This window comes from Saccharibacillus kuerlensis DSM 22868, assembly GCF_000378145.1.
In the GTDB taxonomy this organism is placed as follows: domain Bacteria; phylum Bacillota; class Bacilli; order Paenibacillales; family Paenibacillaceae; genus Saccharibacillus; species Saccharibacillus kuerlensis.
Genome location: NZ_KB899278.1, coordinates 183576 through 200039, shown reverse-complemented (window position 1 = coordinate 200039; position 16464 = coordinate 183576). Strand labels below are relative to the sequence as shown.

The following is a 16464-nucleotide window of genomic DNA, read 5'->3' as shown; positions in this document are numbered from 1 at the left end:
CCGCAGATTCAACAGTGAAGGAGGCGTCAGCCATGGGAGCAATGACAGGAAAGAATCTGATCGAAGTCGAGGGGCTGAAAAAATATTTTAATGTAGGAAACGGGAAAGTGCTCAAAGCGGTGGATAACTTGAATTTCTTTATCCGCGAAGGCGAAACGCTGGGCATGGTAGGCGAGTCGGGCTGCGGTAAGTCCACAGCCGGCCGTACCATTTTGCGGCTCTATGAGCCGACTGCAGGCAGCGTACGTGTTAACGGAACAGATATCTACAAGCTGCCTCCAAACAAGATGAAGGCCATGCGCCGTGATATGCAGATGATTTTCCAGGATCCGTATGCTTCCCTGAATCCACGCTTTACGGTATCGGATATTATTGGCGAAGCATTGGATATCCACAATATGGCCGGCAGCAGAGGAGAACGCAAAAAGCGTATCGAAGAGTTGTTGGACTTGGTTGGTCTGAACACCGATCACGCAACGCGTTATCCGCATGAATTCTCAGGTGGTCAGCGTCAGCGTATCGGGATTGCCCGCGCGCTTGCAGTTAATCCGAAATTCATTATCTGTGACGAGCCGATCTCGGCACTCGACGTGTCGATCCAGGCGCAGGTCGTTAACCTGCTGCAGGAACTGCAGGAGCGTCTTGGTCTGACCTACTTGTTTATTGCACACGATCTGTCGATGGTCAAACACATCAGTGACCGTGTTGCGGTTATGTATCTGGGCAAAATGGTCGAATTGGCAGACAGCGAAGAGCTGTACAGCAATCCGATTCATCCGTATACCAAGTCGCTGCTGTCCGCGATTCCAGTTCCGGATCCGGAAGTCGAAGCGCAGAAAAAGCGGATTTTGCTGTCGGCTGAAGGCGGAGGTCCAATCCGTTCGGCAGACGAAAAAACCGAAGAGACGACGTTGGTTGAAGTTTCTCCAGGACACTGGGTCGCTACACCTTACTGAGTCGTTTAGCAAGTCATTCTCTCCATCTTCTGGAGGAGAAACAAACCGTCTTTCCGCAGCGCAGGCCGCTAGGAAAGGCGGTCTTTTGCTTTTTTGAAGTATGACTTTATACCGGAGTGGTAGAAAGTTGTTTTGACGATGCGAGGACGATTGGGTACAATCAAGAAGGGTTTAAGGAGACAGAGACAGGAGGCAAGGCCAGACATGAATGTCATTCCACAGGTGATTCGCAAGGGTTCGGCCTTGGGAGAAGATTATGTGCGCGGGCAGCACTCGCATGAATTATACGAATACGATTTACAAGATGGGCACTCGCTTAGGCGCCGGGCCGAATGGCTGGATGCTCCGAACCGACCGCAGGCCGACCGCCAGGAATTGGTTCGGGTACTGACGTCTTACAATGCTCGATATAACGATTATGCGTCCGTTCGGGAATCGCTGGAGAAGTTGAAAGACAAACAGACGTTGGTTGTCGTAGGCGGACAGCAGAGCGGATTGTTTACCGGTTCCCTTCTTGTCGTATACAAGGCGGCGACAATTGTTCATGCCGCGAGGCTCGCTTCCAAAGACCTGGGTCGGGAAGTTGTACCAATCTTCTGGATCGCAGGCGAAGACCATGATTGGGATGAAGCGGATCATACTTACGTATTAACGCATGACCTTGAAGTGCGCCGACTTCGAATGGAATCTTGGCATGATGGCAAATCATCAGTCAGCGCTGTAGAAGTACCGACCGAAAAGTGGGAAGAAGTGATTGCGGAGCTGGAGTTGGAGCTTGCCGATTCGGAGTTCAAAGCGGAGCTGATAGGGATGCTTCGCAGTGAACTTCCTCAATCCACCAGCCTGAGCGAAGGGTTTGCCCGTCTGATCGGAAGACTGTTCGGCCGTTATGGTCTTGTTCTTGTCGATTCGGCAGATCCGGAACTTCGCAAAGTGGAACGTCCGATGTTTGAACGTCTGATCGAGCAAAACGACAAGTTCGAGCAAGCTTATCTGCAAGCCGCCGAAAGAATCGAAGATGCCGGTTACGAGCAGCAGGCCCAAGCAGTAGAGGGTGCTGCCAACCTTTTCTATATTCATGAAGGGCAGCGGCTGCTGCTGTATAAACAGGACGGAAAGTTTGTCGATCGTCGGGGTATGGTCATTCTGACCAAGGAGGAGCTCCTTGAACGTTTGGAGCGATGTCCAGAGTGCTTCAGCAACAATGTGTTGACACGGCCGTTGATGCAGGATTACCTATTCCCGGTTCTGCAGGCGGTATTGGGACTTGGGGAAATCGCTTATTGGGCAGGAACAAAGGATGGATTCGAGGCTGCGGGCATGCAGATGCCGATTCTACTTCCGCGGATGTCCTTTACGGTGCTCGACCCTTCGACGAAAAAGAACATGGAGTTTTATGGCCTTACGTTTGAAGATGTGATGGAACGGTTCGAAAGCCGGAAAGAAGCCTGGTTAATTCAGCAGGATAAACTCGGCATGGACGGAATGTTCGAGCAGACGAAGGCAGAGTTCGAACAACTTTACGCACCGTTAATCGAACGGCTGGGAGAACTGCAATCCGGTCTTGCGAACTTGGGCATGAAGAACCGTGAAAAAATCGTCGATCAGATAACTTTTTTGCAGGAAAAGACGAAACAGACCATTGCCAGACAAAACGAAGCGGAACTCCGCAGATGGGATCGTATTTACAAAATGCTGTTTCCGCTGGACCGTCCACAGGAGCGCGTATATACCGTCTTTTACATGTTGAACCGTTACGGTCTGGATTGGATTGACGAATTGATGAAAATCGATCCGGATCTGACAGGCAGACATCGTATTGTTGAAGTCTAATAGGATCAAGATTCAATATCACCATTAAGATTCAACATCATTATTAAGATCCAACATCGTAAAAGAGTAGGGCTCAATATGATAAAAGTGGATCGGGAGGTTTTTACATGAGTTCATTGGCCAAACAAAACAGTATTATTGCCGATATCAATCTTGCACCGGAAGGTCGCCTGAAAATCGATTGGGCATCTGCGCACATGCCGGTATTAAACCGCATTCGGGAGCAGTTCGAACAGGATCAGCCTTTTAAAGGATTGAAAGTTACCGTCTGTCTGCACCTTGAAGCAAAAACAGCTTATCTGGCGAAAGTAATTCAAGCCGGCGGGGCGGAAGTGACCATTACAGGAAGCAACCCGCTGTCTACACAAGACGATGTCTGCGCGGCTCTTGTAGAGGACGGCATTACGGTCTTTGCCAAGTATCAGCCGGCACCGGGAGAACTTAAAGAGCTGAACATCCGGGCGCTTGAAGCCAAGCCGGATCTCATTATTGACGATGGTGGCGACTTGGCTACCATTCTGCATGGAGAACGACCGGATCTACTGGAAACAATTCGTGGCGGCGCGGAAGAAACAACGACCGGGATTATCAAGCTGCGTTCGCTGGAGAACGAAGGTACGTTGAAGCTGCCGATGATCGGCGTTAACGATGCTTTCTGCAAATCGTTGTTTGACAACCGTTACGGTACCGGTCAATCGGCTTGGGATGGGATCATGCGTACGACCAATCTGATTGTGGCCGGCAAGACGGTAGTTGTCGTCGGTTACGGATGGTGCGGCAAAGGAATGGCCATGCGTGCACGCGGACTCGGGGCCAATGTCATTGTGACCGAAATCGATCCGATTAAAGCGGTGGAAGCGCATATGGAAGGCTTCCGGGTAATGACTATGCTTGAAGCAGCACCACTCGGCGATTTCTTTATTACGGTTACAGGCAACAAGGCAGTCATTGCAGGCGAACATTTCGATGTGATGAAAGATGGAGCGATTTTGTCAAACGCCGGGCACTTTGATGTTGAAGTAAGCAAGCCGGATATGGAAGAACGTTCGGAAGCGATTCGTACGGTTCGCAAAAATATCGAAGAGTATCAGTTCAAGGATGGACGGAAAATATATCTGCTCGCCGAAGGTCGACTGGTCAACCTGGGCGCAGCGGACGGTCATCCGGCAGAGATTATGGATATGACCTTCGCCCTGCAAGCATTGTCGCTGCGGTATGTAAATGAGCATTATGAATCGATTGGACACCACATGATCAAAGTCCCTTATGAATTGGACGAACAAGTGGCCCGTTATAAGCTGGAAAGCATGGGCATTCAAATCGACGAGCTGAACGAAATGCAAAAAACGTACCTGCAAAGTTGGAATGTTTGAAGTTGAATAGAAAAAAGACCGTTTTTCCTGTAATAAGGGAATAACGGTCTTTTTTTATAAAAAAAGAAAAGTATCCGAAAAAAAACGTCAAATTCGACAAAAAAACGTGAAATTTAAGGAAGGGCTTTGATTTCGAACGTCGAATCTATTATGCTGTAGGTGGTGGAAAGTGGTATGAAGTGGAGGAGAAAAGGCGAGGAGTGGGTCCTGCGATGTTTATGGGCGAATACAAGCATAACATCGACGACAAGGGCCGCATCATTATGCCGGCCAAGTTTCGCGAGAAATTGGGAACGGCATGCATTGTGACACGCGGACTAGACCAATGCCTTTTCGTTTACTCTGAGCAGGAATGGGGAATTCTCGAACGCAAGTTGAATAACCTGCCTTTGATGAAGTCCGATGCACGTGCTTTTACTCGGTTTTTTTTCTCAGGTGCAGCGGAGTGCGAATGGGACAAGCAGGGAAGAGCGAATCTGCCTGCCAACTTGCGCGAATACGCGCAGTTGGATAAGGAATGCGTCGTTATCGGCGCAGGCAGCCGGGTAGAGATTTGGAGCCGGGACAACTGGGACCGCTATTATATGCAGTCGGAGGAGTCCTTCGGAGAAATTGCAGAGAAATTATCCGATTTCGATATCGAATTTTAAAGAAAATTATGAATGCGACATGTTGCGTCTGGGGGATACGAAATTGTTTCATCACATTACGGTGCTCAAAGAAGAAGCGGTCGAGGGGCTGAATATTAAGCCTGACGGCATTTACGTCGATTGTACGCTTGGCGGTGCAGGACACAGCTCGTTAATTGCATCCAAGCTTGGCGAAGGCGGAAGACTGATTGCGCTGGACCAGGACGATTGGGCGCTGGAGAATGCGCGCAAGCAGCTGGCAGCTTACGAAGAACGGGTTACGCTCGTCAAGACCAACTTTCGAGAATTGGAAAATGCACTTCGAGAGTCGGGGATTCCGCTCGATGAGGAAGGAATTCCTAAAGTAGACGGATTTCTGTTCGACCTCGGCGTATCTTCGCCTCAATTCGATGAAGCGTCGCGCGGATTCAGCTACAACCATGAAGCTCCGCTCGATATGAGGATGGACCAGTCCTCCGAATTGACGGCAAGAACAATTGTTAATGAGTGGCCGGAAGAAGAAATTACACGCATTCTGTATCGTTATGGAGAAGAGAAGTTTTCTCGGCGGATTGCAGGGAAAATCGGGCAGCATCGGGCGAAGCATCCGATCGAGACAACAACCGAACTTGCTGAAATTATCAAAGAAGGCATACCTGCGGCAGCGAGAAGAACGGGCGGTCATCCGGCCAAACGCAGTTTCCAAGCGCTGCGAATTGCCGTTAACGACGAACTGTCTGCTTTTGAAGATGCGCTTCATGCAGCAGTGCGCTGCTTGGCACCGGGCGGACGAGTAAGTGTTATTACGTTCCATTCGCTTGAGGATCGGATCTGCAAACAAATTTTGCTCGAATATACCGGCAAAAATGTCGCTCCTCCAGGATTTCCTGTCGAGGTTTATGAAGGTCCGAACAGCATCAAAATCATCAACCGCAAACCTAAAGTACCAACGGATGCGGAGATCGAGCAAAATCCCAGAGCACGCTCAGCCAAACTTCGGGTGGCAGAGAAGCTGGACTAATTTCAAGACGAGGAGATTGATCAATGGTACAGACACGCGGAAATTTGGCAATCCGGGAACGGGAGAAACAGCAATCTTCACATTCACAGCAATACAATCAGAAGACTACGGTTGTAACCCGCCGGGCCGAGCTTCCGGGCAGAGAAAAACTGCTGTATCTGGCCAGCGTGCTGGTCGCGGTTGCTCTATGCAGTATTGTGGCCTGGCGCTATGTACATATCTATGATCTGAATCATCAAATTGCAGCGGCTCAAAGCCAAACGAACCAGATCAACAAAGATATTGCGCAGGCGGCACGCGACGAGCAAGTGCTGCGGCAGGCGATTGTACCAACAGCACTGTCTTTCGGATTGGTCCAAGCGACGGAACATGAGCCGATCTTCGTTAATCGCAACAGCGGAGAAGACAAGCAATCGCCTGGAGCGGATACTGACAACTAGTACATTGACCGAGACCGATTTATAGTTCGAACCTTAGCTTTAACCCGACTTGAATAGGGAATCGAATTATCAAACCGAGCATGTGACGCGATCAATAGACTGGGAACTCACAACAAAAAGCTTCGAATTGAAGAGCTCGCTGCCGTTAGGCAGCGAGCTCCAAATGGGAAGCGGGATTGAATGAGGCAGGAGGTTCCACCGGTATGCTGACAAAAAGGGTGAAATTGCGTACGCTTTTAATCGGAGGGGGGATTACCCTCTTTTTTCTCGTTCTAATCGGACGAATCTTTTTTTTGCAAGTGGTTCAGGCAGAATTTTGGCACGCGGAGGCCGTTGAGCAGTGGTCGGCTTCCAAAGTATTGAAGGCCGAACGAGGAGCCATTACGGACAGGAACGGCAAGGAATTGGCGGTAGACTCTCCTGCTTATTCCGTGGTTGTGGAACCCAATATTATCAACCAACGCGGCACCGCGGACGACGTTGTGAAAATTTTGCATGAAAAACTTGGGGTGTCTGAAGAAAAACTTCGTGAACTGGTGGTCCGCAAGTATGAGAAGGACAGCCCCAAAGGGACTTACAAAAAAGGCGATTACAGCGTATGGGTTGAAGTACGGCCGCAGGGATGGAAGATCGACGGCGATTTGAAAAAGGAAATCGAATCGTCGATTGCCGCAGTCCGTCAGGCCAAAGGGTTGAGCAAAAAAACGGATATCGGTATCGTATTTGACGATCAGATTAAGCGTTTTTATCCGCAGCATACGCTCGCGGCTAACGTACTTGGATTTGTTGATAATGAAGGCAATCCCAAATACGGAATCGAATCTTATTTTGAGGACGAGCTCAAAGGCATCGACGGGAAGATCAGTTATCAGAGAGATGCCAAAGGTGTTGAGCTGCCGAATGCGAGCAGTGAAGTTGTACCGCCGAAAGATGGCACTTCGTTCCAATTGACGCTGGACAGCACAATTCAGCACTATGCTGAACAGGCAGCGCAAAAAGCTTACGAAAAGTATCAGCCGAAAAGTGTATCGATTATCGCTGCTGATCCCAATACAATGGATATTCTAGCGATGGTAAATATGCCGACATTTGATCCGAACTCTTATTCCGAAGCGGAGAAGCTTGAAGATTTCAACAACCTATCCGTTATGGGACAATATGAGCCGGGATCGACATTCAAAATTGTTACGTTATCGGCTGCAGTTCAGGAAGGGAAATTCAATCCCAACGAAACTTATTCTTCGGGAGTCATTCGGGTCGGAGGCAGAAATATTCACGACGTAGGCCGAAGTTGGGGTGTTATCTCTTACCTAGACGGTGTCAAGCATTCCAGTAACGTAGCGTTTGTCAAGTTGGGCCTGGAAAAGATCGGAACGAAAAAGTTGACGGAATACATTGGGAAATTTGGCTTCGGCGAAAAGACGGGTATCCAACTGCCTGGCGAACTGGACGGCAAGATGAATGTAACGGAAAACAGCCCGCTCGGCGACCAGGCTTCGATTACGTTCGGTCACAATGTGAGCGTTACGCCGATTCAGCAGATTGTGGCAATCTCGGCGGTTGCTAACGGAGGAAAGCTGCTTGAACCGCACATCGTAAAGTCGAAAAGCAATCCACAGACCGGCGAAGTGACAAAAATGAATGAAGTCAAAAAAATCCGCGACGTGATCACACCCGAAACGGCCAAGATCGTTAGCGGTTATCTGGAGCAGGTTGTTTCTGATCGAATAATCGGCACGGGACGGAATGCCTATATTCCGGGTTACCGGGTTGCCGGCAAGACAGGTACGGCTGAGAAGGCCGGCGTAGCCAAAGCAGGAGGCAGCGCTTATGACAAGAACCGTTCTGCTGTTTCCTTCATCGGGTATGCACCGGCCGACGATCCGAAGGTTGCAGTATTCGTCATGCTTGATGAGCCCAATGATCCAAATGCGAGTGGAGGGGCAATAGCAGCTCCTATCGCCAAAGAAATCCTGGGTCAAACATTGGAGTACATGGGTGTACCGAAGAAGTTCTCAGATACCGAGATTCAGAGCGAAAGCGAGAATTCGGAAACTGGGGACCTGCTGCTTAAAGTTACCGCTCCAAATCTGCTTAAGATGAAGCTGGAAGACGCCAAGTCCAAACTTCTGGAGGAAGGTATCGCCTACGAACAGGTCGGTGCGGGTACTTCGGTCATTGAACAGTATCCGGCTGCAGGCAGCGCCATGTATGCCGGACAGAAGATTTATCTGCTGACTGAGGATAAGGATGAGATGAACGTGCCGGACTTGACCGGATTGTCACTGAGAGATGCAGTTGATATTTTGGCATTATTGGACGTTTCGATCAGTACAAAGGGGTCGGGTTACGTTGCTTCGCAGAAGTTGACCCAAGACGCCGAAGGAAACCGGATTGTCGTGTTGACACTCAAGTCCGCCAAAGTGATGGTGACCGGTACGGACGATGACTCGGAGTCTGAGGATACCTCGACCGGCGGAGAACATGTCGAAGATGATTCCCTGGAAGCCGACGAACAGGCTGACATCAACGGACCGGTCGTGGATGGCGGGACAGTCGTCCCTGTCGAGCCAGCTCCGGAAAGCGAAGCCGCTCCGCTTAACTGAAGCTGCGGATAGCCCGGGCCTGCCATTGGCGGGTTCGGGCATTTTGCGGCCTGGGCATACACAGAACACAAGGATTGGGAATATTGAATAGGATAAGGGGAGAATGAATCATGCAATTGCAGCAATTGGCACAGCAGCTCATTACCGCTCGGTTGATCGGCAGCGGAGAAACGGAATGTAAGGGAATTGAGATCGACTCTCGTAAAGTGAAAGCGGGAGATCTGTTTATTTGTCTGCCTGGATTCACGGTGGACGGACATGATTATGCAAAGCAGGCGGAAGAGAACGGCGCCGTCGCGCTGGTCGTTGAACGTAAGCTCGACACGAATCTTCCGCAGCTTCTCGTGCGCGACGGCCGGATGGCGATGGCCGTTCTGGCAAATGCATTCTTCGGCGAGCCGAGCCGACAGATGCGTATGATCGGCGTTACCGGAACGAACGGCAAGACAACGACAACGTACTTGATCGAGCGAATCATGCAGGATCATGGCATTAAGACCGGCTTAATCGGTACAATCGAGATGCGTTACGACGGCGAAACATTTCCAATGTCGGGCACAACGCCGGAATCGCTTGGCCTTCAACGGTCGCTCGCCGATATGGTTAATCGAAACGTGAAATGCTGCGTTATGGAAGTTTCGTCGCATGCACTGGAACAAGGACGTGTCAAGGGTACGGATTATCGTACGGCCGTATTTACGAACTTGACGCAGGACCATCTGGATTATCATCATTCTATGGAAGAGTATCGCGCCGCCAAAGGACTGTTCTTCGCACGATTGGGCAATTCGCTGCCGGCAGATCTTTCCGAACGCAAATATGCTGTACTGAACGCGGACGACGAAGCTTCGTCAGAATTCGCCAAAGTGACGGCTGCCGAAGTTGTCACTTACGGCGTGGAACGCGAATGCGATGTCCGGGCTTCGCAGATCAAAATTACGGCGAAAGGCACATTCTTCCACGTTGACACATTCAAAGGTTCTGCAGATATCCAGCTGCGTATGGTTGGCAAGTTCAACGTCTACAACGCGCTTGCCGCAATCTCTGCCGCTTTGATCGAAGGGGTAGAGCTGGAAGACATTAAACGCAGTCTGGAAGCTGTTGCAGGCGTAGATGGACGAGTCGAGGCAGTTGATGCGGGACAACCTTTCGCTATTATCGTCGATTATGCCCATACTCCGGACGGATTGGAGAATGTACTGCGCACTGTCGTCGAATTCGCGGAAAAGCGAGTACTCTGCGTATTCGGATGCGGCGGAGACCGCGACCGGACGAAGCGGCCGATTATGGGGCGTATTGCGGTCAAATACAGCGATCTTGCGTTTGTAACTTCGGATAATCCGCGTACAGAAGATCCAGATACAATTCTTAAAGATATTGAAGCGGGGCTGATTGAGGACGGGGTCGATAAGAGCCGTTACACGCTGATTGTGGACCGTGCGGAAGCGATTCGCCGTGCCGTTGAGGAAGCGCAGCCGGGCGATGTGCTGTTAATTGCGGGCAAAGGACATGAAACTTATCAACTGGTCGGCAAGCAGGTATTGGACTTCGACGACCGCCTTGTAGCGGCAGAAGCGGTAAGGGGAGTCGTCAAGTGATTACACGGACAATCGGCCAAGTTGCCGACATGTGCGGAGGTCAGTTGATCGGTACAGCTTCTGCAGAAAAGTTGATTGTCGGCGTCTCCATCGATTCGCGCAAGATCGGTGAGAACTGTCTCTTCGTACCGCTTGGCGGCGCGCAGGTGGATGGGCATGAATTTGCAGCCGGAGCGCTTCGTTCGGGAGCGGCCGCTTCGCTCTGGCAGCGTGGACACGAAGGTGCTCCGGAAGGCGTTTTGATCGAAGTGGATGATGTGCTCGAAGCGCTGCAGATGTTGGCGGCTGCTTATTTGCGCGAAACCAGTGCAAAAGTGGTCGGCATAACCGGCAGCAATGGCAAGACGACGACCAAAGACATGGTCTTTGCACTGCTGAGTACTTCGCTGCGCGTCCACAAAACGCAGGGGAACTTCAATAATCATCTGGGCCTGCCGTTAACCCTGCTGGCTATGCCGGAAGATACGGATGTCGCCGTATTGGAAATGGGTATGAGCGATCTCGGCGAGATTGCTCTGCTTGCACAGATTGCTCCGCCCGATATTGCGATCGTAACGAATATCGGCGAATCCCACCTGCTTAACTTGGGCAGTCGGGAAAATATCGCCCGTGCCAAGCTTGAGATTGCATCGGGCACCAAGCCTGGCGGTCTGCTTGTGTACAATGGCGACGAGCCGCTCCTTCCTCTTGTACTGAAGGAATTGGAAGGCAAGCTGCCTGAAGGGCTTCGGACATTTACATTCGGTCTAAACGAAGAAAACGACGATTATCCGACCGGAATAATGCAGCAGGGATCAGGCATGGCCTTTACGACGCGAAGAGAAGCTGACTTCTGCTTCTCGCTGCCGACGCTCGGCAGTCATAACGTGACCAATGCGTTGGCCGCGATGGCTGCAGCCAGGGAGCTCGGTGTTGAAGCTGATAAAATGAAGAAGGGGCTTGCAGAATTGCAGCTTACCGGTATGCGGATCGAGCGGTTGATCGGCGTATCAGGCTTGACGCTCTTAAACGATACCTATAATTCAAGTCCTACCTCAGCCCGAGCGGCAATTGACGTACTGGCCGGTCTGGAAGGTTACGCTTCGAGAGTGCTGGTATTGGGCGATATGCTGGAGCTTGGTGATGAAGAGAAGGAATATCATCGTGAGATTGGAAGATATGCAGGCAGATCGGGTATCGAGGCTGTATGTGCTTTTGGTCCTTTGTCCGCCGAAGCGGCAGAAGGGGCAAGCGAAGTCATGAACCCGGAAGCGGTATATGCCTTCGCCGACAAAGCGCAGCTTATTGAGCATCTGTGCGGCCGCTTGAAGCCCAAAGACGTTGTACTGGTCAAAGCTTCGCGGGGGATGAAGCTGGAAGAAGTGGTCTATGCGCTGCGAGATGCGCCGCTGACCGGAGCAAGCGGAGTCTGATCGGCGAATGGATTTACAGCTTTTAATTCTGACAGCCGCCGTATCGTTTCTGCTTGCCGTACTGGCCGGGCCGCTATGCATTCCCCTGCTGCAGCGGTTGAAGCTCGGACAGCAGGTGCGCGGAGAAGGGCCACAAGGTCATTTGAAAAAGGCGGGCACCCCTACTATGGGCGGTATCGTCATTTTGCTGGCCTTTACGTTGGCCTTCGTCAAATTTTCCGTAATCAACACCGAATTCTATGTTCTGCTGACGACGACGCTGGGCTTCGGCTTCGTCGGTCTGTTGGACGATTTCATCAAAGTAGTGAAAAAGCGTTCGCTTGGCCTTACTTCGCTGCAAAAGCTGGCGGGCCAGCTCCTCTTCTCAACGATCGCCTGTTGGCTGCTGATCGACTCTGGACACAGCACCGCATTGTCGATTCCGGGAATTTCCGGCACCTTCGATTGGGGCGGTTGGTTTTATTATCCGTTCATCGTAATTATGCTGCTGGCTGTATCCAATGCGGTCAATTTCACTGATGGCGTAGACGGTCTGCTGTCTTCAGTCAGTGCCCCTGCTTTTGGAGCCTATGCACTGATTGCCATGCAGGCGACACAGTTCCCTTCGGCGATCGGAGCTTCGGCGATGGCAGGAGCTGTACTCGGCTTCCTGGTCTACAATGCGCATCCCGCCAAAATGTTCATGGGCGACACAGGCTCGCTCGGGATCGGCGGAGCGCTCGGCATGATTGCCATCCTGACGAAACAGGAATTTCTGTTTCTCGTGATTGGAGGCGTTTTTGTAATTGAAATGCTGTCCGTCGTGCTGCAGGTATTGTCGTTCAAAACGCGAGGCAAGCGGATTTTCAAAATGAGTCCGATTCATCATCATTACGAGCTTTCCGGCTGGTCGGAATGGCGAATCGTCGTCGTATTCTTCGTCGTCTCGCTGATTCTATCCGTGTTCGGACTGTATCTTGTCAAGGGGCTGTAGAGATGGAACATCCTAAAAAGTATGCAAATCGCGAAGTCGTTGTACTGGGGCTTGCGCGAAGCGGCGTATCGGCGGCAAAAACGATGCACGGCTTCGGCGCAAATGTGACGGTCAACGACCGTAAGCCGCGGGAAGACAGTCCAGAAGCGGGCGTTCTCGAGGAATTGGGCATTTCTGTTATATGCGGCGAACATCCGGATGATCTGATTCATCCGGGAGTGGCGCTGGTAATTAAGAATCCGGGTATTCCTTACTCCGCGCCTCCGGTTGCAAGAGCGCTTGAGCTCGGCATTGAAGTCGTAACCGAAGTCGAAGTCGCCTATCAGTTGTCAGCGGCTCCGATGATCGGAATCACCGGTTCTAACGGGAAGACAACGACCACAACATGGATCGGTAACATGTTAGAAGCAGCGGGTCTAAAACCGATTGTTGCCGGGAATATCGGAACGCCTCTCTGCGATGCCGCTCTGCAGGCTCCGGACGACAGCTGGCTTGTGGTTGAATTAAGCAGCTTCCAACTGAAAGGGACTCAGGATTTTGCACCGCGGATCGCCTGTCTGCTTAATATTGCAGAGACGCATTTGGATTACCACGGTTCAATGGAAGATTATACGTCCTCCAAAGCCAAAATTTTCGAAAATCAGACACCTCAAGATACAAGCATCATCAACTGGGATGATCCTTTTTGCAGAGAACTGGTTCCTTACCTGAAAGGAAAGGTTCTTCCGTTTTCGATGACCGAAGAGCTGACTCTGGAAGGTGTATACGTCTCACCGTCCGGTCTGCTGGAAGGTGAGGACAACTTGATCGACCGTTCTATCGTATATCGCGATGCGGCGGGAGAGGTGCACACGATTATCAGGATTGCGGATATCGGTATTCCAGGCAGTTACAACACGGCAAATGCAATGGCGGCCTGCGCGGCAGCGATTGCGGCTGGTGTAAGTCCGGAAGCGCTCAAAGAGCCGCTTGCCGGATTTGGAGGTGTAGAGCATCGTTTGGAATCGCTGGGCGAGATCGGCGCTATTCATTACTACAACAACTCGAAAGCAACCAATTCCAAAGCGACGCTGACGGCACTCTCGGCTTTCGAACGGCCGGTGGTATTGATTGCGGGCGGACTGGACCGGGGTTCTGATTACGAGGAACTGCTGCCTGCTTTGCAGAGTAAGGTAAAGGCGCTTGTCACACTTGGAGAAACACGCGAGAAGATTGCCGGTGTGGCTCGCCGTGCGGGCGTAGAACATATTAAGGTCGTCGATCCGGCAGGAGATTCCGCAGAAACGCTGATCCGTGCTGTAGACGAAGCGCGTCAACTGGCCGAACCTGGAGATACAGTGCTTCTGTCTCCGGCCTGTGCAAGCTGGGATATGTTCGCTTCGTTTGAAGAACGGGGGCTGCTGTTTAAGCAGGCGGTTCGTTCGATATCGAATTAGACGGGAGGAAGTCGTATGCGCGTCGTATTGACCGGAGGCGGGACCGGTGGACATATCTATCCTGCCCTTGCCATTGCCGAGCAGTTGAAAGCCGATAGACCGGATACCGAATTTTTGTATATTGGGGGAAAGCGCGGTCTCGAAAATTCCATTGTGCCCGAAACCCAGATACCGTTCGAGACGCTGGATATTACAGGATTTCGCCGCAGTCTCTCCGCCGACAACATCAAGACCGTTCTCCGCTTTCTGCGGGGGGTACAGAGTTCTTCAGAACTGCTGGAGAAGTTTAAACCGGATGTCGTCGTTGGTACCGGAGGTTATGTTTGCGGACCCGTTGTCTATGCAGCTCACAAGCTGAGAATTCCGACACTGATTCACGAGCAAAATGCGATCCCCGGACTGACTAACCGTTTTCTCAGCCGATACGTCAATACAGTGGCTGTAAGCTTCGACGGGACGCAGAATCAGTTTCCGAAAGCGAAAAGGGTCATGTACAGTGGGAATCCGCGGGCTACGACGGTTCACAGAGCCAATGCGGCCGAAGGATTTCGGATGCTGGGGCTTCCGGAAGGGACCCCGATCGTGCTTGTCGTAGGCGGGAGTATCGGAGCCAAGGCGATTAACGAAGCAATGCTGCAGATGGTGCCGGATATTATGCGAATGCCTGATGTACAATTTGTGTATGTAACCGGCAAGAGATATTATGACGAGATCAAGCGCGGTCTTGACGAAGCGCCTTGGGTGACTCCGGCGAATTTAAAAGTTTTGCCTTATGTGGAGCGGATGCCGGAGGTACTGGCCGCTTCCATGCTTGTTATCAGCCGCGCCGGCGCATCGTTTCTCGCGGAAGTGACATCACTGGGCATTCCCGCAGTACTAATTCCGTCTCCTAACGTTACAAACAATCATCAGGAAGTCAATGCCAGAGCTCTGGAAGACGAGGGTGCGGCCCTTATGATCTTGGAACGTGATCTAAACGGACGAAGCCTGCTCGAGGCCGTAGAGGCGGTTGTGAACGATGAGTATCTGCGTGCCAGAATGTCCGAACGTTCAGCTGGACTCGGCAAGCCCGATTCCGCTTCGATTATTGCGGCAGAACTGCGAAAATTGGCGGTGAGAGCACAAGCCATTCGTCGGGGAGCGCTATAAGTCTGATCTTTCTTTGCCATCGTGCGCGGCACGTGTATAATGAACGTAATACAAAATTCCGCGTATTGCGCAATTAACCGCCCTTTTTCGTCTGTCTGTTTCATACAGACGAAAAAGGGCGGCCGGATGGAGAATGGCCATGCTGAAAGTAGTCAAACCAAGCGAACATCAAGAGGAAGAGCCGCGTCGGCTCCGGCGCAGCGGTCGATGGAAACTTTGGCTAACGGTGATCGTACTGCTGGTTGCGATGCTGAGTGTTCTATTTTTCCGCTCATCGTTGAGTCGTATTCAGCAGATCGAAGTCGAGGGCAATGTGTACATCGATCGCTCTGCGGTGATTGAGGCGGCGGAATTGAGTATCGGCAGTCACTTTTTTGCATCAAGTGCGGCTAGTGTGGAGCAGCGAATTGTGGCGAACCTGAATGCGGTCGAGCATGCGAAGGTAGAGAAGCGGTTTCCAGGCACCATTCGGCTTATTGTTGACGAGTATGATCCAGTTGCTTACGAGCTGCTCGACGATGGCAGCGTTCAGGCGCTGCTGGGCAGCGGAGCTGAGATTCCGCTCAAGGATCGGGGTCTGCCTGCCGAGAAGCCGATGCTGACCGAGTGGGAAGGGAAAGAAGAGGAGAAGATCAAGTTATGCCGGGTGCTGGCCTCAGTGCCGGACAGCCTGCTGTCCGACCTTTCCGAGATTACACCTACTCCTACCGAATCTTATCCGGACAAGATCCGCTTATACACGCGGTCGCGGTTTGAAGTGGAAACAACCGTTTCTCTGCTGAAAGACAAACTCGAGATTTTGGGCGGCATTACCGAAACACAGAGCCCCGGATTTATCGATTTGCTCGAAGCCGATTACTTCATGCCTTTCGTAAACGCCGAAAACGAATCTGAGGAAGGTGAACAAGCGCCTTAGAGCCTGCTACTCTTGGATTATAAAAAATGCTATAATGTTTGCTGTGTTCTCACAAAAAGATACACAATCGTATAAAAAGCATAAAAAAATCAGAAACGAAAGAGGGAAAGTTTAAGTCGCGT

The 16464-nt window shown here is 51.3% G+C and carries 13 protein-coding genes; all 13 read left to right on the top strand.

Features of this window, described 5'->3' with window-relative positions:
• Positions 1–41 precede the first annotated feature (41 nt).
• Complete coding sequence (locus F456_RS0103845) at positions 42–956, top strand: ABC transporter ATP-binding protein (RefSeq protein ID WP_026293631.1); 915 nt, start codon at positions 42–44, stop codon at positions 954–956.
• Between the two features lie 204 nt (positions 957–1160).
• The gene (gene bshC, locus F456_RS0103840) at positions 1161–2789 is read left to right on the top strand and encodes a bacillithiol biosynthesis cysteine-adding enzyme BshC (protein WP_018975684.1); all 1629 of its coding nucleotides are present in this window, start codon (positions 1161–1163) and stop codon (positions 2787–2789) included.
• A gap of 107 nt (positions 2790–2896) precedes the next feature.
• A complete protein-coding gene (locus tag F456_RS0103835; protein ID WP_018975683.1) occupies positions 2897–4162 on the top strand; it encodes an adenosylhomocysteinase in 1266 nt (421 codons plus the stop codon).
• A 212-nt stretch (positions 4163–4374) separates the two neighbouring features.
• Positions 4375–4812 carry a division/cell wall cluster transcriptional repressor MraZ gene (mraZ, locus tag F456_RS0103830; protein ID WP_018975682.1) on the top strand — a complete coding sequence of 146 codons (438 nt, stop codon included), beginning with the start codon at positions 4375–4377 and terminating at the stop codon, positions 4810–4812.
• 43 nt (positions 4813–4855) lie between these two features.
• Positions 4856–5812 carry a 16S rRNA (cytosine(1402)-N(4))-methyltransferase RsmH gene (rsmH, locus tag F456_RS0103825; protein WP_026293630.1) on the top strand — a complete coding sequence of 319 codons (957 nt, stop codon included), beginning with the start codon at positions 4856–4858 and terminating at the stop codon, positions 5810–5812.
• A 23-nt stretch (positions 5813–5835) separates the two neighbouring features.
• Complete coding sequence (locus tag F456_RS21705; RefSeq protein ID WP_018975680.1) at positions 5836–6252, top strand: hypothetical protein; 417 nt, start codon at positions 5836–5838, stop codon at positions 6250–6252.
• 203 nt (positions 6253–6455) lie between these two features.
• On the top strand, positions 6456–8858 hold the full coding sequence (locus tag F456_RS0103815) for a PASTA domain-containing penicillin-binding protein (protein ID WP_018975679.1): 2403 nt from the start codon (positions 6456–6458) through the stop codon (positions 8856–8858).
• A gap of 110 nt (positions 8859–8968) precedes the next feature.
• The gene (locus tag F456_RS0103810) at positions 8969–10456 is read left to right on the top strand and encodes a UDP-N-acetylmuramoyl-L-alanyl-D-glutamate--2,6-diaminopimelate ligase (protein ID WP_018975678.1); all 1488 of its coding nucleotides are present in this window, start codon (positions 8969–8971) and stop codon (positions 10454–10456) included.
• Positions 10456–11868: a UDP-N-acetylmuramoyl-tripeptide--D-alanyl-D-alanine ligase gene (locus F456_RS0103805; RefSeq protein ID WP_026293629.1), complete on the top strand. Its 1413-nt coding sequence runs from the start codon at positions 10456–10458 to the stop codon at positions 11866–11868. The genes F456_RS0103810 and F456_RS0103805 overlap by 1 nt, the downstream gene beginning before the upstream one ends.
• A gap of 7 nt (positions 11869–11875) precedes the next feature.
• Positions 11876–12841, top strand: a complete 966-nt coding sequence (gene mraY, locus F456_RS0103800; protein ID WP_018975676.1) for a phospho-N-acetylmuramoyl-pentapeptide-transferase — start codon at positions 11876–11878, stop codon at positions 12839–12841.
• Positions 12842–12843: 2 nt separating this feature from the next.
• Positions 12844–14277 carry a UDP-N-acetylmuramoyl-L-alanine--D-glutamate ligase gene (murD, locus tag F456_RS0103795; protein ID WP_018975675.1) on the top strand — a complete coding sequence of 478 codons (1434 nt, stop codon included), beginning with the start codon at positions 12844–12846 and terminating at the stop codon, positions 14275–14277.
• A 15-nt stretch (positions 14278–14292) separates the two neighbouring features.
• Positions 14293–15426 (top strand): undecaprenyldiphospho-muramoylpentapeptide beta-N-acetylglucosaminyltransferase, encoded by a 1134-nt coding sequence (gene murG, locus F456_RS0103790; protein ID WP_018975674.1) that lies wholly within the window; start codon positions 14293–14295, stop codon positions 15424–15426.
• Positions 15427–15565: 139 nt separating this feature from the next.
• On the top strand, positions 15566–16342 hold the full coding sequence (locus tag F456_RS21700; protein ID WP_018975673.1) for a cell division protein FtsQ/DivIB: 777 nt from the start codon (positions 15566–15568) through the stop codon (positions 16340–16342).
• Positions 16343–16464: the final 122 nt, after the last annotated feature.